Here is a 21,265-nt window from a genome sequence, read left to right as displayed (position 1 = left end):
GCCTCCTGCCACACCGTCCCGGAGGGGCGGGCCCGATTCGGGCCCGCCCCTCCGGCATTTCCGCGTCCGGGTGTTCCCGTTCATGTCCGGCGGCGGGGATCTCACCCCTCCCGTAACGACTCGCCATGCGAGATACACCTCGGTTCCCTTCCTGTCTCGCCCTAAACGCTTGGAGTGTACATAGGTGGACACGAAATTCTCGGAAATCTCCGAGTAGGGTCATGGGTGATTAAGATGACGGGGAATTTCCTTGCATGGAGTAGGAAATGAGCGGCAGTAGGTCGGTGATTGTTTCGTTGGTGAGGCTCACTGGGATTCCTGGTGGGCATCGACGAGATCCAGTTCGAATGGGATCTCATCAGTAATTTTCGTTGCGTGGAATTCTGCCGACGCCCGGGCGGGCATGGCCACTTGACCAGGGAGGTTCGTACATGCCGACGAGGTACGAGGAGAGGGAACGGGCGGTGGTGGTGGCGGGTGTCGGCGGATGGGTGCCTCCGGACGTTGTCACCAATGACGATCTGTGCGCCCGCCTCGACACGTCGGACGAGTGGATCCGCACCCGTACCGGTATCAGAACCCGGCACGTGATCTCCCCCGGTATGGCCACATCGGATCTCGCGTTCGAGGCGGGCCGGAGGGCGCTGGGATCCGCGGACGATCAGGAGATAGGAGCAGTCGTGCTCGCCACGACCACTCCCGACCGGCCCTGCCCGGCCACCGCGCCGGACGTGGCGGCCCGTCTCGGCCTCGTGGGAGTGCCGGCTTTCGACATTTCGGCGGTCTGCGCCGGTTTCCTCTACGGTCTGGCGACAGCGGCGGGGCTGATCGCCTCAGGGACTGCGCGGCAGGTTCTGCTGATCGGGGCGGACGCCTTCACTACCATCGTCGACCCGAAGGACCGTTCCACAGCGGTGATCTTCGCGGATGGGGCGGGCGCCGTGGTGCTGCGTGCGGGCCGGGCCGACGAGCCCGGTGCGGTGGGTCCCGTGGTACTCGGCAGCGACGGCAGGTTCGCACACCTCATCCAGGTGCCGGCCGGTGGTTCACGCCAGCGTTCCCGGAGTCGGTCCTGCGGCCCGGGCGAAGAGTTCTTCCAGATGGAGGGACGTGACACGTTCCGGCAGGCCGTGGAGCGGATGTCGGCGGCATCCCGGCACGCCGTCGAGTCCGCCGGCTGGTGTCTGGAAGACGTCGACCGGTTCGCCGCCCACCAGGCCAACGCCCGGATCCTCGAGGCCGTCGCGGACGAGCTGGCCATACCGGCCGGGCACCGGTTGTCGAACATTTCCCGGGTCGGTAACACCGGCGCCGCCTCCATCCCGCTGCTGCTCGCCCAGGCCGCTGAGGACAGCAGTCTTGCCGAAGGGCACCGGACCCTGCTCACCGCGTTCGGCGGCGGACTCGCCTGGGGCGCGGCCACGCTCACTTGGCCCAAGCTGCCCACTGCCTGACACCCCCTACACAGAGGATTGGGACCGTCCCGTGTTCGAGACGCTCAAAGAAGTACTGGTCGGCAAACTCAAGGCGGCCTCGGAGAAGATCACCCCGGAGGCCACCATCGAGGAGGCCGAACTGGATTCGCTGTCCATCGTCGAACTCTCCATCATCCTGGAGAAGGATTTCACGATCACGATCACTGACGACGAGTTGCTGGCCGCCCCCACGATCGGCGACATGGCGAAGCTGATGGAGGAAAGGAACGCGGCGGCCTGACGTCGGCGCGGACGGAGGACGCCCCCTCGCACGGGCGGATCGCGAAGCGGCGCCGGGCAGCCCGATGCCCGGCGCCGGTCGCGGCGCGGGCGCCGTCCGCCACGACGAGGGTGGGACTCAGGGTGATCGGCTCCGGCCGCCGCTCGCGTGATCCCGCGGCACGTTCACCGGAAAGACGGGGGCACTCACCCGCTGCCGGGCGCTGCCGAAGGCCTCTGCGCGGCAGCCTGCCGACCGGACGGACCTGAGCGCCGATACCGGAGTCGTCGATGCGCCGGAAGGCGGCGCGGGGGTGGCGCCGTTGCGCCGGGGCTGTTCGTCCCGGGGCCGAGCTGACCGGACGCCGGGCCCCAGCCGTGCCGCGTACCAATCTTTCCTGCTGGTATCTGACGTTTGGTCGAACGCATGGTGAACAAAATTTACGGAGTCCCCAATTCCCCTTCTGGCTCGTTCTAAACATCCAGAGTGTGCATAAGTGGACACGAAGGGCTCGAAAATCTCTGGCTAGAGTTATATGTAATTGGCCTGAGGGCAGGAACCATCGTCATAGGCAGGGTCCGGAGTGAGTGACAGCAAATCGGTTAACCTATTCCATCGGCACGGGGTTCCGAGCTTCCTGGAGGGGATCTACCAGGGTCGGCTCGATTGGGACATGATAAGTAATTTCGTTGCACAGGATTCCGCTGATGAGAAGGCGGGAGACGCGGCAGTGGAACGCCTGACAGATATCCTCAGGAACCGGGTGAACCCCACCGCCGTCGACGCCACCCGGGAACTCCCGGAAGGGCTGCTCGAGGAGCTGCGCCGCACCGGATTCCTGAATCTCCAGGACTCCCCGGACATAGGCGGCCTGGGTCTCTCGAGCTACAACACCTTCCGGGTCGTCCAGGCGGCGGCGAGCTGGTCGGTGCCGGTCGCGTTGGTCCTCGGGATCCAGACAGCCGTCGGCTCCGGAACATACCTGCGGGCGCTGCCGCCCGGCGAACTGCACTCCTACGTCGAAGAGCGACTGCTGGACGGCATCATCTCCGGTTCCGCCGACACCGAGCCCGCCGGCGCCTCGAACAGCGCCCGGCAGACCCGCGCTGTTCCCACCGACGACGGGGAAACCTTCCTCCTGACGGGTGAGAAGATCCACATCGGCAACGGCCCCATCGCGGACATCGTGACCGTCTCCGCGATGCTCGACGAGGACGGGCAGGACCGGCCCCGGCTGTTCTTCGTGGAGACCTCCGACCCGGGGTTCAGCATCCGCTCACGCCACGAGTTCATGGGGGTCAAAGGCTTCCCCAATGCGGCACTGGTGCTGGACGGCGTTCGAGTGCCCCGCGAACGCATGATCGTCGAGGTCGACCCGGACACCGAGGTACGCATCACCGCGGAACTCACCATGGCCGTGGTCCGGGGCCGACTGCATCTGATCACCGCCCCCTCACTCGCCATCTCCAAACTCTGCCTGGAATGGTCCAGGAACTTCGTCAACCGGCGCACGATCGACGGCCGCCCACTGGGTGCCCGGGAAGAAATCCAGCACATGGTCTCTTCCACCATGGCCGATGTCTTCGCGATCCAGGCGCTCGCCGAATGGAGTCTGATCCCCGCCGACCAACCCGATCTCGGGCTCAACGTGGCGTTCGAACAGAACGTCACCAAAGCGATCAGCGCGGAGATCTGCTGGCGAGTCGCCGACCGCACCATGGATCTGCTGGCCGGAGAGGGGTTCGAGACAGCTCCCAGCAAAGCGCGGCGCGGCGCACCGGCCCTTCCGCTGGAACGCTTCTACCGGGACGCCAGAAACCTCCGGATCTCCGGGGGAGTGTCATTCCTGCTCCAATTCTGGGCCGCCCGCATGAGTCAGTTCTCCTATTACGGACCGGACCATGCCAGGCAATCGGCCGCCCTCTCGCAGGACGGCGGACAACAACCGTGCACCGACGGCCTCGACCCGTTGAACGCGGACCACCTGCGATTCGCCGCGGCCGAGACCCGGCGCCTCGGCACCGCCTGCCAGAAGTTCGCCGCTGACCATCCCGCGCCGGGACTGTACGAACACCAGCACCGCCTCATCGCGTTCAGCCGGATCGCCGACGAGATCCTGACCATGTCCGTGGTCCTGGCCAAGGCAGCACGCCTGCACCACGAGGGCCGCACCGAGGCCCAGGACCTCGCGGCCGTCTACTGCGCGCACGCCAGGGACCGCCTGGCCGGCCTGTGGCGGCAGGCCGAGCCCGTGACGGCCGGCCCCGATCACGCCGCCGTGAGCGACGCCTGGCTCAGTGGCGACGACACGTACGCCTCCCTGCTCACAGGTGTGATCACCGATATACCGCCCACCGCCGATACCCACCCGGGGGAGCGATGAAGAAGGAAAAGAGCCGGCGCGAGGAGAGCCCGTCGCCGGGAGCCTCCCGGACCGGCACGGCGACCACCCCCGGCCACCGGCTTCCACTCTCCGTCGACCAGCAGGCCGTCTGGGTGCACTGGCAGGTCGACCCGGACCGGTCCAGTCACATCATCCACATGCCGATGCTGCTCGATGAGGGCCACCTGGACCTTCAACGGGTCCACGCGGCGGCGGCGTCGCTCGGGCAACGCTTCCCGATGCTGCGCGGCAGGATCGTGGAGAGCGGGGACGAGACCGAACTGCGCTGGGACGACGCCCCCGCCATCCCGGTCACCGAGGTGCGGACGGACAGCCCGCGGGCCGAGATGGTGAGCCGTCACGGCGCGGCCCGCTTCGACCTCCGCCAGGGGCCGCTGGCCCGGATCCAGGTGCTGCACGGGCCCGACTACGTGGTCCTGCTCATCGACGTCCACCACATCGTCTTCGACGGACGCGCCTGCGGCCCGTTCCTGGCCGCCTTCCGGGACGCCTACGCCGGGAAAGACCTCGGCCCCGCCGATAACACCGCGCCCCACGCCGAGTTCGCCCGCAGGCAGCACGAACTGACCCACGGCCCGGAGGGCGAGAAGCACCGGGAACACTGGCGCCGGACACTGGGCGAGGACCTCCCCGCGCCGCTGAAGCTGCCGGGCGGGCCCGGCGAGCCCACGTTTCACGAAGTCGCCCTGGACCCCGCACTGATCGCCGCCGCCCACAAGACGGCCACCGCCGCCAGGGTGCACCCGATGATCCCGCTGTACGCCGCCTTCTGCCTGCTCATCCGGGCCCGCACCGGCCAGGAGGACCTGATCGTCCCCACGCCTTACCACGGCAGGACCCGGGAACTGCGCGACCGCGTCGGCTACTTCTCCAACGTACTGCCGCTGCGCCACCGGCTGCCCACCGGCATCAGCCACCGTCAGGTCCTGCGGGACCTGCACAACAATCTGCGTGACGCCGTCCGGCACGGCAGCCTGCCCTATCCCGCGCTGCTGCGCGCCGCCGGACTCACCGGGCAGCAGGCCCGCGCCCACGTCGGCCAGGTCATCTTCCAGTACTGGTCCGCCCCTCCGCAGGACGAGATCGATCTGACCGCACTCCGGCTGACCGGCCCGGACAGCGACGCAGTGCTGCGACTGCTGGCCACGGAGGATTACGCCGACCACACGCTGACCGTGATGCTGCGGGAGGACCCCCGCGGCACCAGCGTGATCTGGAAAGACCCCGCAGGGGCCGTCGGACGCGACACCGTGGAACAACTGGCCGCCGCCTACCCGGTGGCACTGGCCGAACTCATCGCTGACCTCGAGGGCACGGTCGGTGCGACCGCCCCGGACTCCATCGCCGCCGCAGACCGGCCGTCACCCGAGACACTGCTGGCGAAGGAACTGGCGTGGAACGCCACCGACGCGGACTTCCCGGATACGTCCCTGCCCGGACTGCTGCGGACACGCGCGGCCGCCACGCCGGACGCGATCGCCATCTCGGACGGCACGCAACAACTGACCTACGCCGAGCTGACCGACCGCGCCGGGACCCTCGCCCGGGGGCTCGCCGCCCGGGGCGTGCGCCCCGGCGATCTGGTGGGACTGCTGCTGCCACGCGGGATCGCACAGGTGGAAGCGGTTCTCGGTACCCTGTTCGCCGGAGCGGTGTACGTACCGCTGGACGTGGCGGCGCCCGCGGAGCGCCATCAGATGATCCTCGAGGACAGCGCGGCGGTCTGCCTGGTCACCGACGGGCGCCATGACATCGCGGGCTTCACCGGCCCGGTGATCGCGCTGGACGAGCTCCGAGACGCACAGGACGGGGAACTGCCGGACATCGACCCCGGCTCTCCCGCGTACGTGATCTTCACCTCCGGCACCACCGGGCGCCCCAAGGGTGTGGTGATCACTCACCGCAATGTGGTGCGCCTCGTGGTCAACGACCGGCTGCCCTACGACTTCGGTCCCGGCGACGTGTGGACGATGTTCCACTCCTACGCCTTCGACGTCTCGGTCTGGGAGATGTTCGGCTGCTTCGCACACGGCGGACGACTCGTGGTGGTGGGCAGCGACGAGGCCCAGGACCCGCAGCGCTTCCTCACCCTGCTGCGCTCCGAGAACGTCACCGTACTCAGCCAGACACCCAGCGCCTTCGCCCAGCTCACCGGCGTGCACGGGACAGGGCAGGCGCCGCTGGACTCCCTGCGCTACGTGATCTTCGCAGGCGAGAAACTCGATCCCGGACACCTCGCCGGCTTCGCCGCCCGTCACCCGCGCACGGCCCTGGTCAACATGTACGGGATCACCGAGGTCACCGTTCACACCACCTTCCGCAAGATCACCGAACGGGACATCGAGACCGGCCGCAGCAACGTCGGCGTACCGCTGCCGACGACCAGCCTCTTCATCCTCGGCCCCGACCGGGAGCCGCTCGCGCCCGGCGAGACCGGAGAGATCTGGGTGGGCGGTCTCGGCGTCGCCGACGGATATCTCAACCGGCCCGAGCTGACCGCGCAGCGCTTCCTCCCCAACCCGTTCGGCGAGGGAACTCTGTACCGCAGCGGCGACCTGGCCCGCCGCCTGCCGGACGGCACCGTCGAGTACGTCGGACGGGCCGACCAGCAGGTCAAGATACGCGGCTACCGGATCGAACCCGGCGAGATCGAGGCCCTGCTGCTCGACCATCCGGCGGTCGAAGGCGCCGTCGTCCTGCCCGAGGCAGGCCCCGGCAGTGACCAGCAACTCGTCGCGTACCTGGTGCCGCACGGTACTCCGCCCACCACCGCGACCCTCCGCGGTCACCTCGCGGTGCGCCTGCCCGACTACATGCTCCCGGCCCGGTTCCTCACCGTGGAGAGCCTCCCCCTGACGGTCAACGGGAAGATCGACACGAAGCGGCTGCGAGAGGCCGGAACGCCGCTGGAGACCGGCCAGGACACCGACCCGCCGCGCACCGCGACCGCCCGCGCGGTGGCCGAGGTCTGGTCGGACCTGCTGAAGGTCCGCGCCCCGGGCGCCGATCAGTCCTTCTTCGAACTCGGCGGCCACTCCCTGCTCGCCGCCCGGACGCTGCGGGAGATCGCCAAGCGGCTCGACAGGGACGTACCGCCGCTGCGGATGTTCTTCGAGCACCCGGTGCTCCAGGACTTCGCCGACGCCTTCGACCGGCTCGCGGACGGACCGCTGCCCGCACCGGCCTCCGCGCCGACCGCATCCGGGGGGCCGCTGCCCGCTTCCGGCTTCCAACAGCGGATCTGGTTCGACGAACAGTTCCTCGAAGGCGGGGGCCTCTACCAGGTGCCGATGGTGTGGCGGGTCCGAGGACGGCTGGACCCGGCCGTCCTGCGCACGGCCTTGTACCGGATGACCGAGCGCAACGAGATCCTGAGGACCGCCTTCGTCCAGCGTGACGGCGCCCTGTGGCAGGAACCCGGTGCCCCCTGGCAGCCGGAGGTCGCCCACCAGGACCTGACCGGGATCGCCGGGCACGACCGGGACCGCGAGGTGACCGAACGGCTGCGGGCCGCCGCGCGGAAACCCGTCGACCCGAGCTCCGGCATGCTCCTGCGCGTCACCCTGTTCGACCTGCCGGGTGAGGAACAACTCCTCCTGCTCAACACCCACCACCTGGTCTGGGACGGCGGCTCCGCTCACCCCTTCCTGCACGAACTCGCCGACTGCTACGCCCAGTCGCTCGCCCCCTCCGGGCCGCCGCCCGCGCTGCGGCCCCAGTACCGGGACGCGCTCGGCCGCCCGGCCGACCCCGCGGGTCTCGACCACTGGGCCGCCCGACTGGACGGTGCCCCCGCCCACCCCGGGTTCGAACCGCCCCCCACCCCCGGGCCGAACGGCACGACTCCCGTACCCCTGCCCCCTCAACTTTCGGACCACTTGTCGGAATTGGGGAAGCGTCACGGTGTGAGCCCGGCCATGGTCTTCGCGGCCGCGCTCGCCGCCGCACTGCACGGCTGGACCGGTCAGGACGACGTGACCTTCGGAACACCGGTCGCCGGGCGACTTCATGAGGAGTACGCCGATGTCATCGGGCCGCTGCTGAACACCGCCGTGCTGCGGTCCACGACCCGGCAGGGCGAGACCGTCGGCGAACTCCTCGGCCGGCTGCGTGACACCGTCCTCGACGCGATCGACCACCAGGAGGTCCCCTTCGAGGACGTGGTGGAGCGCCTCAACCCGCCGCGCCGCCCCGGCTGGAGCCCCTACGTCGAGGTCATGCTCGCGGTGGAGGCGGAGCCGGTGACCCCGGTGCCGGTGGGCCCCGGCCAGGTGACCCCGTATGTCTTCGAGGACCCGGAGGCGAACCATCTCGCGAAGTTCGCGCTGACCGTGAGCTTCCGCGAGGAAGACGGACGATTCACCGGAAATATCGCGTACCGGGGCGACCGGATTCCCGCCGAGGTCTCCCGGGCCTTCGCCGGACTGCTGGGCCGGACGGTAGAGGCACTGTGCGGCCCGCCGTCGCAACGCGTCGACGCGGTGCCTCTGCTCGGCCCCGAGGAGTACCGGCGGATCACCGCCTTCGAGAACGGCGCACCGGCCGCGCCGGCCACCACACTGCCCGCGCTGCTGGCCGAGCGGATTTCCGAGCAGCCCGGCGCACCGGCCGTCGAATCCTCCAGGGGCGTTCTCAGCTACGGCGAACTGCACACACGTGCCCTACAGTTGTCCGCCCGCATCCGGGTCGCCGTCGAGGAACGCGAGCCGATCGTGGCCATCGTCCTGGGCCGTGGCGAGGACCTGGTGACGGCCATGCTCGCCACCTGGTACGCAGGCTGCGCATTCTGCCCGATCGACCCGGACTACCCGGACGAGCGAATCCGGCTGACCCTCGAGGACGTCGCGGCCGGGGCCGTCATCAGGGGACCGGGCCGGCGCCCCGACACCGGGCGCATCCCGGTCCTGGACATCGGCGACCCGTCCGCGTACGAGAGGGACACCGCGGCGCCCGAGCCGCACACCCCTGCCCCCGACGCGCCCGCCTACGTGCTCTACACCTCAGGGACGACCGGACGGCCCAAGGGAGCCGTACTCAGCCACCACGGCCTGGCCCAGCTCGCCCTGTGGCACGCCGAGGCGTACGACGTGACGCCCCGGGACCGGGCGAGCCATCTGTCCAGCGTGGGCTTCGACGCCACCCAGTGGGAGATCTGGCCCTATCTGGCCGCCGGAGCCTGTGTGGTGGCCCACGAGGAGCGCGTCGTGGTGCCCGAGTTGGCACCGTGGCTCGCCGAGCGGCGCATCACCATGACCTATCTGTCCACTCCGGTCGCAGAGGCGGTGTGGGGAACCGGAGCAGACCTTCCCGCGCTGCGCTGGATGCTGTTCGCCGCCGCTGCCCAGACCCGGCGCCCGCCCGCCGGTCTCGGCTACCGGGTCGCCAACAACTACGGGCCCACGGAAGGCAGTGTGGTCGCCACCTGGCAGCCCGGCCCGACACCCGAGGACGCGCCGCTGAACATCATCGGCCGCCCGATCGCCGGCAAGTCGGTATACGTCGTGGACCCGGCCGGGCGCCGCTGCCCGCCCGGAGTGATCGGTGAACTTCTCATCGGCGGGGTCGGCATCGCCCTGGAGTACCGGGGCAACCCGGAGCTGACCCGGGAGCGGTTCCTGCCGACCGGCCCCGACGGAGCCCCGGGCCCCGTCTACCGGACCGGTGACCGGGCCCGCTGGCGGGAGGACGGGACACTGGAGTTCCTCGGCCGTATGGACCGCCAGCTCAAGGTGCGCGGTCACCGGATCGAACCCCAGGAGGTCGAGGCGGGACTGCTCGCCGATCCCCTGGTGCAGCGCGCCTACGTGTCGGGGGACGCGACGACCCTGGTCGCCCATGTGGTCCCCGCCGCCCCTGGCGGCCGGGACACCCGGCGTGTCCTGGACGGGCTCGCGGCCCGGATGCCCGCGCACCTGGTGCCCGATGCCCTGATGTGGCTCGACGAACTGCCCACGACCGCGCACGGGAAGGTCGACGTGGCCCGGCTGCCCCGGCCCGGCCGTGACGACCTGGCGGGCGCGCGCAACTGGGTGGAGCCCTCGGATCGTCTGGAACGGCGGATCGCCGCCGTCTGGGCAGCGGTCCTGGACCTCGAACGGGTCGGGGCCGCGGACAACTTCTTCGACCTGGGCGGCAACTCCCTGAAGCTGGCCACCCTGCATGCCCGTCTGCTGAAGGAACTGGACCGGGAGATCCCCGTACACCGGCTCTTCGAATTCCCGACGGTACGTCAGCTCGCCCGTTTCCTCACTCCAGGAAGCGACGGCGCGGCCGCGTCCTCACCGGCCGCCCGTGACGACATCGACGCACGTGCCGCCCGCTGGCGATCCCCCGCACCGCGGCAGTCGCCCGCTGCGCATGGAACTCCCCGGAGGAACCGAAACTCATGACGACGAATCAGCAGATCGCGGTCATCGGCATGGCCGCGCGCATGCCCGGGTCCACGGACATCCCCGGTTTCTGGGCGGATCTCAGGGCGGGCCGGGAAGGACTGACCCGGTTCACCGTGGAGCAGTCCCTCGCGGCCGGGGTGGATCCCGCACTGAGCCGGCACCCCGACTACATCCCCGTGCGCGGCACCATCGATGGCGGTGACCGGTTCGACCACTCCTTCTTCGGCTACAGCCCGGCCGAGGCCGCCACCATCGATCCGCAGCAGCGCGTGTTCCTGGAAGTGGCGTCCACTGCCCTCGATGACGCCGGCATCGACCCGGTCCGGCTGAACGGCTGGATCGGTGTCTACGCCGGAAGCGACATCACCCCGGATCACGCACCCGGTGAGGGGGAACTGCTGAGCCGGGTGATCGGGGTGGAGAAGGACTTCGTCGCCACCAGGGTCGCCTACAAGCTGGGGCTGCACGGCCCCGCGATGGCGGTGCAGACCGCCTGCTCCACCTCCCTGGTCGCCATCCATCAAGCATGCAGCAGCCTCCTGTCGCAGGACTGCGACGTGGCCCTGGCCGGTGGAGTATCGCTGCGGCTGCCCCAGTGGACGGGCTACCAGTACAGCGAGGGCCACATCATGTCCCGGGACGGGCACTGCCGCCCCTTCGACGCCGCCGGCGGCGGCACCGTGCCGAGCAGCGGGGCCGGGGTGGTCGTACTGCGCCGCCTGGAGGACGCGCTGACGAGCGGGGACCGGGTCCTCGCGGTGATCCGCGGCTGGGCGCTCAACAACGACGGCGGAGCCAAGGTCGGCTACACGGCGCCCTCGGTCACCGGGCAGCGGGACGTCATCCGGCTGGCCCTGGGCAGGGCCGGCGTCGACCCCGCCGACGTCGGCTACATCGAGGCGCACGGCACCGCGACCAAGGTCGGCGACCCGATCGAGGTGGCGGCACTCACCTCGGCCTTCCGGGAAAGCACCGACCGCGTGGGCACCACCTGGCTCGGCGCGGTGAAGAGCAACATCGGCCACACCGGCGCGGCCGCCGGGGTCGCCGGACTGATCAAGACCGTCCTTCAGCTCCGCCACCGGGAGATCGCCCCGACGGTGCACTACCGCTCGCCCAACCCGGACCTGGACCTGGCGCAGAGCCCTTTCCGGATCGCCACCGAGGTACAGCCGTGGGACACCGACGGGCCGTTGCTCGCCGGTGTGAGCTCCTTCGGCATCGGCGGCACCAACGCCCATGTGGTCCTGGAGAACGCGCCACGCTCCGTCCGGCCCGGCCAGACCGTCCGGCCTCGGGTCTTCCCGCTGTCCGCGAACAGCACCTGGGCGCTGGAGAAACTGCGGACATCGGTCGCCGACGCGATCGCCACGCCCGCCCCCGCCGCGTCCGTTACCGGCTCCTCCGGGGACGGCCTCGGCGACGTGGCCTTCACCCTGGCCGAAGGACGACGCAGGCTGTCCCACCGCACGGCGGTCGTCGCCGCCGACCGGGACGCACTCGCCGCCGCCCTGCGCACACCCCGCGATCCGGTCCGGTACGACGGCACCACCCCCGCCGTCTCCTTCGTCTTCCCCGGCCACGGCACCCTTTACCAGGGCGCCGGAGCCGCAGCCCACCGGCTCCTGCCCGAATTCCGCAGGGTGTTCGACGAGGCCGCGCAGATCGTCCTGGAACGCTACGACATCGACCTGGCAGCCCTGGTCACCGGCCGGTCCGCCCCCGTCGAGGACATCACCTTCCAGCAACTCGCCCTGTTCACCCTCGGATACGCGCTGGGCAGTCAGCTACGCGCCTGGGGAGTGCGGCCCGCGGCGATGATGGGCAACAGCGTCGGCGAGTACGTCGCCGCCGCCCTCTCCGAGATCTGGAGCCTCCCGGACGCCCTGGCCCTGGTCCGCCTGCGGGGCCGGGCGATGCTGTCCGCCGCCCCCGGCCGGATGGTCGCCGTCGTACGGCAGCCGGGCAAGGAGCTCCACGTGCCGGACGGCGTCACCCTCGCCATCGACGCCCCCCATCAGCTCGTGCTGTCCGGCGAGCCGGAACCGGTGACCAAGGCGTACGAGACCTGGGTCGCCGAGGGCTGGTCCTGCCGGCTTCTGGACATCGACCGGGCCTCGCACTCGCCGATGATGGACGGCCCCGCCGAGGAACTCCGGGCCCAGGTGGCCACCACCCCCACGGGCGCCACGGACACCGGGGACACCGTCGTCGTCTCCACCCTCACCGGCGAGCCGGTGAAACCCGGACAGCTCACCGACCCCGGCCATTGGGCCGGCCATCTGCGCGGTACCGTCCAGCTCCACCGCGCCATCGGCTCGCTCCTGGACACCCCCTGCGACCTCGTCGTCGAACTGGGCCCCGGACAGAGCACGCTGCGCGCCGTACGGATGCACCCCGGCTGGAACACCGCCACCCCTGCCGTCCCGGCCCTGGGAAGGGCCGCCGACCAGGAAACCGAAAGCGTCCTGGAACTCTGCGCCACCCTCTGGGAGTACGGAGTCGAAGTCGACCTGGCCGGGCTGCTGGACGAGGACGAGCCCTCCATCACGGAACTGCCCGCGCACCCCTACGAGCCGAAACCGCTCCCCGCCCGGCCCACCCCCACGGCCGGTACCGCCGCCACCCCCGCCGAGGCAGGGCGCCCCGGCCCCGAGCCCGTGTCCCCCGCCGCGGAACCCCACCCGACACTGACCACGGACGCCTGGACCTCGGTCTCCAGGCGACTGTCCGTGACCAGCGCCGCAGCGGTCGGCGAAACACTCGCCGCCGAACTGGGCCTGCCGGCCACGGACGACCGGTTCGCCGGGCTTACCGCGCCCGTCGTCGTCGCCGAACTGCCGGACGACGACGACTGGAACGCGCTGACCGGCCTCGCCGACCGGGCCCGTACCGCCGGAGTCCACCTGCTGCTGCTGGGCAGGGGACTGTTCGACGTCCTGGACGACAGCACGGGACCGGTCGGCGTCCAGTCGGCGGCTGCCGAATGGCTCAGCCACCGGGAGGCCGCCGGGGACCGGACCACGCTCCTGGACATAGGCCACGACGGCCGCCCGGACTGGCTCCCCGCCCCTTGGCCGGGTGCCACCCGTTACGCCTGGCGCGGCAGCGGCTGGTGGTCCCTGCTGCCCCAGTCGGTCCCTGTCGAGCCGGTGACCGACACCCCCCGGGTGGCGCTGGTCACCGACGACCCCGACGCCACTGTGCTCGCCGCGGACCTCGCCTCGGCGGGCGTCAGGGTCAATGGCCTGCTCGGCGGTGGCTCCCTGCCCGCGCGGCCGTCTCCCGGCGCGGTCGCGGCAGCCCAGACCTGGCGGCCCGGCGCCGCCAGGCTCTCCCAACGGCCCGAGTTGACGGCCGCGGTCGACCGCTATTGCGGCGGCCTCATCGCCCGCTTCGTCCTGGACCGCGCCGGGCTGCGCCCGGGGGACCGGATCGCCGGACCCGAACTGCGCCGTCGGCTCAACGCCGGTGACCGGCTGCCCCGTTTCTTCGACTTCCTGCTGCGTTCTCTCGTCGAGGAAGACGTCCTGCGGCCCGAACCGGCGGGCAGCGGCACCGATGACGGCTACCGGGTCGTCACCGGTCCGCAGGAACTGCTGGCAGCGGGCGCCGGCCTCGGAGAGGTGGACGGCCTGCACCGGCTTCTCGACAGCATCGCCGCCGAACTGCCCGCGGTCTTCGACGGTGAGAAGGAACCGGTCGCCGTGCTCTGGCCGGACGGCGACGACAGCATGCTGCGCTCCTGGCTGCCGGACAACCGGCTGGAGATCTACGACGGCGGCTTCTGCCTGAACGCCCTTCAGGAGACGATCCGTTCACTCCACCGGACCTGGGGCGACCGCCCACTGCGGATCCTGGAGGTCGGCGGCGGACACGGCCTGTTCACCTGGCAACTGCTCGAAGGCTGGCAGGACCGGGACAATGTCGACTACCACTTCACCGACATCAGTACGCTGCTGGTGCGCAGGGCCGCCAAGTACGCACGTACCAAGGGCATCGGCGGGATGCGTTTCTCCACCTACGACATGACCCGCGACCCGGTGGAACAGGGACTCGCGGCGGGCAGCTTCGACCTGATCATCGCGTACAACGTCATCCACGTCGCACCCTCGGTACATACCGCCCTCGGGCATCTGCGGAACCTGCTGTCACCGGCCGGCGCGCTCTCCCTCGTCGAGGTCACCAAGGTGACGCGATGGAGCCATCTGCTGTGGGGACTGGCACCGGGCTGGTGGGACTTCGACGACGACATGCGGAGCACCTCGATCGTCCTGGACACGGCGACCTGGCAGCGGGCCCTCGCGGAGTCGGGACTGCCGGAGATCACTGTGGTCCCGGACGGCGTCCCCTCGGACCATACGCTGATGATCGCGGCGCCCTCCCCCACGGCGGACGAGGACCCCGACACGCCGCTCGCCTCCGACGCGGATCTCGTGCTGTCCGTGCTGCGCTCGCCCGACGAGCGGGCGGCACTCGACGCCACTGACCGCTGGAAGTCCCTACGTTCCGAAGGGCCACTCGCGGCCACCCCGGGCGTGCTGCTGAGCACCGGCCCGCTGGACGGGGCCACCCGCGCCCTGCTGGACTCCCCGGCGAACGCGGACTGGACACATCTGCACGCCGACCGGTTCGGCTCCGCGGTACTCGGCGCGCTGCCGCAGGCACTGGGCCAACCCTGGCTGCCGCGCACGGTCCGGCTGCGCGCACCGGAGATTCCGGACACCGTCCCGGCCTCCGCCACACCGGCCATGGCCCCGGCCGACGTCCCGGAAGCCCCGCGGCCCGCGCGTTCGGCGCCGGCCGACACCCTCCGCGCGGAAGAAGCCCCGCCGACGGCCCCGGCCGCCGAGGCGGTGGAGCCGGCCCCGGCCGACGCCGCCCCGGGCGGGACCACCGCCGCCCTGGAGGAGCTGTGGCGTCACGAACTGGGTGTGCCGCAGGCCCGGCCCGAGGACGACTTCTTCGCCCTCGGGGGCGAGTCGCTCGCCGCGGTCCATCTGCTGGCCCGGGTACGGGATGTCTGCGGGATACAGGTGCCGATGTCCGACTTCACCCGTAACCCGACCTACGGATACCTGGCGGGCCTGGTCGGCTCCGCACCGCGCCCGCAGCCCGGCACACCGCGGCCGGAACAGCACCGGCCACAGCCACAGACCGCACCGCACCGGTCGGCTACGGCCGCCACCACACTGGCCGGCACACCGAACCTCATGGTGCTGAACGACACCGGCCAGGGCACCCCGCTCTTCTTCTCCGCCCCAGCTGCGGGCAGCGCCCTGTGCTACCGCGGACTCGCCAAACATATCGGCGACCGCCCCTTCTACGGCCTGGAGACCCCAGGTCTGCACGACGGACGCGCGCCGCTGAATCGGCTGCAAGACATCGCGGACCACCATGTCCAGCTGATCCGGAGCATCCAACCGGACGGCCCGTATCTGCTCGGCGGGTGGTCGTTCGGCATGATGCTCAGCCACGAGATCGCCCGTCAGATCATCACCGACGGCGGAGAAGTCGCCGTGCTGATCGGGGTGGACGGTTATCTCCCGAACACCGGCGGAATGCCCATGGCCACCCAGCCCAGCTTCCTCCTCGGCGGCCTGGTCTACAAGACCCAGGCGGTGTTCGGGTTCGGCGGCGCGCAGCCGACGGTAAGCGCGGACAGCTCAGAGCCGGAAGACCGGATACTCCGTATCGCGGACGTGACCCGCTGGCGCAGGCAGCGGGCCAGGGCCGGACGGCACGAGAAGACGGCCGGCAACTTCGTCTCCGTGCACAACCGCAGCATCGATGCGATGTTGCGCTACGTCCCCCAACCGGTCCGCTGCCCCGCCGTCATCCTCAAGGCCGGGGTGAACGAGCGCGCCCGCCTGCGGCTGCGCCGCGACCTGAGCAGCCTCTACACCGCCGTGGAGGTCCGATCGATTGCCGGTGACCACTGGACCGTGATGGACGGCCGCAACGCCCCGGACCTCGCCGGACATCTCAACCGGGCCCTGCGGCAGCACGACCCCGTATCGCAGAAAGAGAATCACTGATGGTGACGATCGACCCGAAAACGTTCAACGCCGACCCCTTTCCGCTTCTCCACCGTATGCGGGAGGAAGCCCCGGTCCAGCGGGCCGAGTTCCTTGACGGCCTGGGACGGCCACGCTGGCTGATCACCCGCTACGACGAGGCACTGGCGGCGCTCAACGACCTCCGGTTCAGCAGCGACCTCTTCGCCGTCATGGGCCAGGGCGAGAACCCCCAGGGACCGGAAACCGGCCTGGTCACCGAAGCGATCAAGCGGGCCGAAGCCGTACAGGGCCGGGCGATGGCCAACCTCGACCCGCCCGACCACACCCGGCTGCGCAAGCTGGTCGTCAGGGCGTTCAGCGCCAAGCGCATGGAGGCGTTGCGACCGACGGTTCAGGAAGTCACCGACACCCTGCTGGACGCGGTGGCCGGGCAGGACGAGTTCGACCTGCTGGAGACACTCGCCTACCCGCTCTCCATCCGTATGGTGTGCACCCTGCTGGGCGTGCCGGCGGACGGCGTCGAGGTGTTCCGCGGCGCGGCCGCGGTGCTCGCGGGCTTCATGGACGACGACGAGTGGGCCCGTGAGACCATCCGGAACCTGGAGGCGTTCGACGGCTATGTGCGACAACTGCTGGCCGACAAACGCGACGATCCCCGCGACGACATGCTCAGTGATCTCATCCACTCCACCGAGGAGGGCGGTCGGCTCTCCGAGGAGGAACTGGTCGCGATGGCCGGCCTGATGATCTTCGCCGGGCACGAGACCACCGTGCAGTTGATCATCAACGCGGTCCTCGCCCTGCACCTGAACCCCCAGCAGATGGCCGCCCTGCGCGCCGACCACGGGCTGCTGTCCTCCATGACGGACGAGGTGATGCGCTACGACGGGCCGATCAACCCGGGCATCAACAGGGTCGCCCTGGAGGACATCGAGATCGGCGGGGTGACCATCCCCAAGGGCTCGTCCGTCATCATCGCCACCGCCGCTGCCAACCGCGACCCACGGGCATTTCGCGACCCGGACCGCTTCGACATCACCAGGTCGCCCGGCACCACCCATCTGGGCTTCGGCCACGGCATCCACTACTGCCTCGGAGCCAGGCTGGCCAAGATCGAAGCTGAGTGCGCCATCGGAACCCTGCTGCGACGTTACCCACGGATAGCCCTCGCCACGGAACCGGAAAACCTGCGGTGGCGCCCCGGATTCCTCCGTATGGCGGAGGAATTCCGGATCCGGGTCGACATCCCGTCCCTGTCGGCGGAAGTGCCGGCAGCCTCCCCCCACCGAGCAGGAGAGAACGTCCATGCCTGACAGCGGCTCCGCGAACCACTCGCTGGTCGAGAACACCGAGGGCGACCTCAGCGTCTGGCCCGTGACCCGGCCGGTCCCAGCGGGCTGGCGGCCGACCGGCCATCAGGGCAGTCACGCCTCCTGCCTGGCAGAGGCCGACCGGCGCGGCCGTGAACGGCTCCCCGGCGCCCTCGCCCCGCCGGAAGGCAACGAGGGCACCCTGCTGGAACTCTTCAGCCGTACGGTGAAACGCCATCCGGCCAGGCCCGCGGTCTCCGACCGCGAGTTCAGCTACACCTACACCGCGCTCAACCGGCGCTCGGACGGGCTCGCCCAGGCACTCCTCGCACGCGGCGTCCGCCCCGGCGACCACATCGCCTATCTGCTGCCCCGCGGGGTCGCCCCGTTCGTCGTCCTGCTGGCCGCCCTCAAGACCGGGGCCGCGTATGTGCCGCTGGACCCGGCGGCCCCCGACGAGCGGCTGCGTCTGCTGATCGACCGAAGCGGCGCCTCTGTGGTGATCACCCACCCGGAGATGACAGGCCGGCTGGACGATCTGGCCACGGCACGGGTCATGGAGTACGTGGCGGACGACCACGCCGATCCGAAGCCCGGGCCCGCCGCGGCGGCCACGCCCCGGCAGGCCGCGAGTGTGCTGTTCACCTCCGGATCCACGGGAATACCGAAGGCGGTGCTCCTGGAACACCGCAACTTGGTCCAGTTCGCCGAAAACCCGGCGCTGCCCGCGCTCACTCCGCAAGACCGGGTCGGCCATGTCTCGAACCTCGCCTTCGACGCCTTCCACTGGGAGACCTGGTGCGCTTTCGCGGCAGGCGCCGAAGTGGTGACCCTGCCCACCATGCCGGACCTGATCAGCGGCGACATGCGGCGCGAGCTGAAGCAGCGCCGGATCACCGCCATGCTCGTACCGACGCTGGCCTTCAACCATCTGGCCCATGAGCAACCGGAGACCTTCTCCTCACTCCGGATCCTCGCCACCGGCGGCGACGTGGTGTCGCCGGGCTCCTGCCGTGACCTGCTCGCGGCAGGCTTCACCGGGCAACTGGTCAACCTGTACGGCCCCACTGAGGCGGCCACAGCCTGCTCGGCCCACCCGGTCACCGATGCGGAACACGACGGCAGCGTGCCGATCGGCCGCGCGCTGGAGGGGATCGGCCTGTACGTCCTGGACGACAATCTTGACGAGGTGACACCGGGTGCCGTCGGGCAACTCCACATCGGGGGCCCGGGCGTGGCCCGTGGCTACCACGGCCAGCCGGGACTGACAGCGGAGAGGTTTCTTCCCGACCCCTACGGCACTCCGGGCGGCCGGCTGTACGCCACCGGGGATCTGGCGGTACGCGGGGAGGACGGACTGCTGCGCTATGTCGGCAGGGCGGACGACCAGGTCAAAGTACGCGGCTACCGGGTCGAGCCGAGAGAGGTCGAACGCCAGTTGGCCCGTCACCACCATGTGCGTGATGTGGCCGTGCTCGTGGGAGGAGAGGGCGTCGACCGCTATCTCGCCGCACTCGTGGTGCTGTACGGCGACAGTTCCTTCGCCGACCTGCGTGAAGCGGCCGCGTCCTCGATGCCCGAGTACATGGTTCCCAGCGCCTTCATCAGCATCCCGGAGATGCCCTCCAACGACCGCGGCAAGCGGGATCTGGGACGGCTGCGGGAGATCGTGACGGAACACCAGAAGCACCGCGCCGACCGGGTGGCACCGAGTGACCCGGTGGAGATCCGGCTCGCCGACTTCTGGAAGGACCTGATCTCGGTGGACGAGGTCGGCCTCACCGATGACTTCTTCGCTCTGGGCGGCAACTCCCTCCAGGCCTTCCGGCTCCGACGGCGGATCGTCAAGGAACTGGGCGTGGAGGTGAGCAACCGGGAAATCCTGGTGACCAGTGAGCTGGCGGCACTTGCCGATCTGGTCCGCTCCAAAACCGGTCCCGTGCTGTCCGAGAAGGAGGACGATCTCGTATGACCACGCCCACGATCGACCTCACCGACCCCGAACTGTTCCTCGGCGAGGACGCCCCGATGATCTTCCGCCAGCTGCGGGAGAACGACCCGGTGCACTGGCACCCGCTCCCCGACGGCGGCGGCTTCTGGGCGCTCACCAGGTACGCGGACATCGAGACGGCGTACAACGATCACACCTCGCTCAGCTCCGAGGGCGGCCCCATGCTGGGCGGATCGTTCCGCAGCACCGCTGATCCCTCCGCCGGCCGGATGCTCGTGGCCTCCGACCTCCCGCGCCAGCGACACATCCGCCAGCAGGTGCACCGTGCCTTCAGCAACGGGATGCTGCGACGGATCGCTCACCAGGTGACCACTCTGGTGGATACCGCGGTGCGCCGCGCCGTGGCCGACGGCGGCTGTGACTTCGCCACCGACATCGCCACGGAGCTCCCGGCCGGCGCCATCATGACCATGATGGGCGTCTCCCACACCGACGCCCATGAGCTCATCGGCATGACCCGGCGCATGATCGGCTTCCGGGACCCGGTCTTCGTCGACCCCGGGGAGGACGAACGGATCGGGCTCGCGGTGGTCCAAGCCGAAATCTTCGAATTCTTCGCGGAACTTCTGGCGGATCGCAGGAAGAACCCGAAGGACGACCTCGTCAGCATGCTTCTGAAAGCCCGGCGGAACGGACGCCCCTGGCCGGAGGAGGACATCCTCTTCAACTGCTTGAACGTCGCCGTCGGCGGCAACGAGACCTCCTCGTACACGGCCTGCGCCGGCATTCTCGCGCTGCACCAGAACCCGGCGCAGAAGGCACTTCTCCAGGCCGACCCGGAACTCACGGACAGCGCGGTCAACGAAATGCTCCGCTGGAGTTCGACCAACGCCTACGTCATGCGCCAGGCCGTCCGCGAATTCACCATCGACGGTCGGTTGATCCAGGACGGTGACACCGTGACCCTGTGGAACGCCTCGGGGAACTTCGACGAGACCCGCTTTCCCGATCCGGACACCTTCGACATCACCCGTACGCCGAACCGGCACCTGTCGTTCGGCGTTGGTATCCATCGCTGCATCGGTGCGATGCTGGCTCAGGTCGAACTCGGCATCCTGGTACGGCACATGACCGACCGGCGGATATCCTTCACGGTCTCCGGCCCGGTACGGCGCCTGCGGTCGAACTTCATCCGGGGCACCACCAGCCTTCCCCTCACCATGACGGCTGCCGACTGAGCCGCGTCGCGGGAGGCGACTGCCGTGAGTTCTCATCGAAGCTGAGGTATAAGAGTGCCTCTCGTACAGATGAGAGATGCGTTCTGTACGGCTCGCTGGATGCTTTGAGGCGGCGTCTGAGTTCTCATCCGAAGAACAACGCCGAACGCGACTAACCGGCAGTCGCCGACGACTGCCGGTGCCAAGAGAAGGGACAGGAGGAGGGACCCGGGGATTTCCTGAACTGAGAAAGGGCGTTGGAGCAGTGAGCACCTC

The 21,265-nt window shown here is 69.9% G+C and carries 8 protein-coding genes; all 8 read left to right on the top strand.

The annotated features are described in order from the left end of the window. The first annotated feature begins 431 nt into the window (after positions 1-431). The gene (locus ACH4SI_RS16955; RefSeq protein WP_398296490.1) at positions 432-1,454 is read left to right on the top strand and encodes a beta-ketoacyl-ACP synthase III; all 1,023 of its coding nucleotides are present in this window, start codon (positions 432-434) and stop codon (positions 1,452-1,454) included. Positions 1,455-1,485: 31 nt separating this feature from the next. Next, complete coding sequence (locus tag ACH4SI_RS16950; protein ID WP_398296489.1) at positions 1,486-1,716, top strand: acyl carrier protein; 231 nt, start codon at positions 1,486-1,488, stop codon at positions 1,714-1,716. Positions 1,717-2,278: 562 nt separating this feature from the next. After that, complete coding sequence (locus tag ACH4SI_RS16945; protein WP_398296488.1) at positions 2,279-4,078, top strand: acyl-CoA dehydrogenase family protein; 1,800 nt, start codon at positions 2,279-2,281, stop codon at positions 4,076-4,078. Continuing rightward, complete coding sequence (locus tag ACH4SI_RS16940) at positions 4,075-10,488, top strand: amino acid adenylation domain-containing protein (RefSeq protein ID WP_398296487.1); 6,414 nt, start codon at positions 4,075-4,077, stop codon at positions 10,486-10,488. Before ACH4SI_RS16945 ends, ACH4SI_RS16940 begins: the two co-directional genes overlap by 4 nt. Continuing rightward, positions 10,485-16,529: a type I polyketide synthase gene (locus ACH4SI_RS16935; RefSeq protein ID WP_398296486.1), complete on the top strand. Its 6,045-nt coding sequence runs from the start codon at positions 10,485-10,487 to the stop codon at positions 16,527-16,529. The genes ACH4SI_RS16940 and ACH4SI_RS16935 overlap by 4 nt, the downstream gene beginning before the upstream one ends. Next, entirely contained in the window at positions 16,529-17,824 is a 1,296-nt protein-coding gene (locus tag ACH4SI_RS16930) for a cytochrome P450 (RefSeq protein ID WP_398296485.1), read from the top strand. The genes ACH4SI_RS16935 and ACH4SI_RS16930 overlap by 1 nt, the downstream gene beginning before the upstream one ends. Next, positions 17,817-19,793, top strand: coding sequence for an amino acid adenylation domain-containing protein (locus ACH4SI_RS16925; protein WP_398296484.1), 1,977 nt, complete (start codon positions 17,817-17,819; stop codon positions 19,791-19,793). The genes ACH4SI_RS16930 and ACH4SI_RS16925 overlap by 8 nt, the downstream gene beginning before the upstream one ends. Next, on the top strand, positions 19,790-21,010 hold the full coding sequence (locus ACH4SI_RS16920; protein WP_398296483.1) for a cytochrome P450: 1,221 nt from the start codon (positions 19,790-19,792) through the stop codon (positions 21,008-21,010). The genes ACH4SI_RS16925 and ACH4SI_RS16920 overlap by 4 nt, the downstream gene beginning before the upstream one ends. Positions 21,011-21,265 lie beyond the last annotated feature (255 nt).

Source organism: Streptomyces sp. NPDC021212, from assembly GCF_044332925.1.
Classification (GTDB): Bacteria; Actinomycetota; Actinomycetes; order Streptomycetales; family Streptomycetaceae; genus Streptomyces.
Note: the sequence above shows the minus strand (reverse complement) of the source record. Positions and strands in the feature narration are given on the sequence as shown.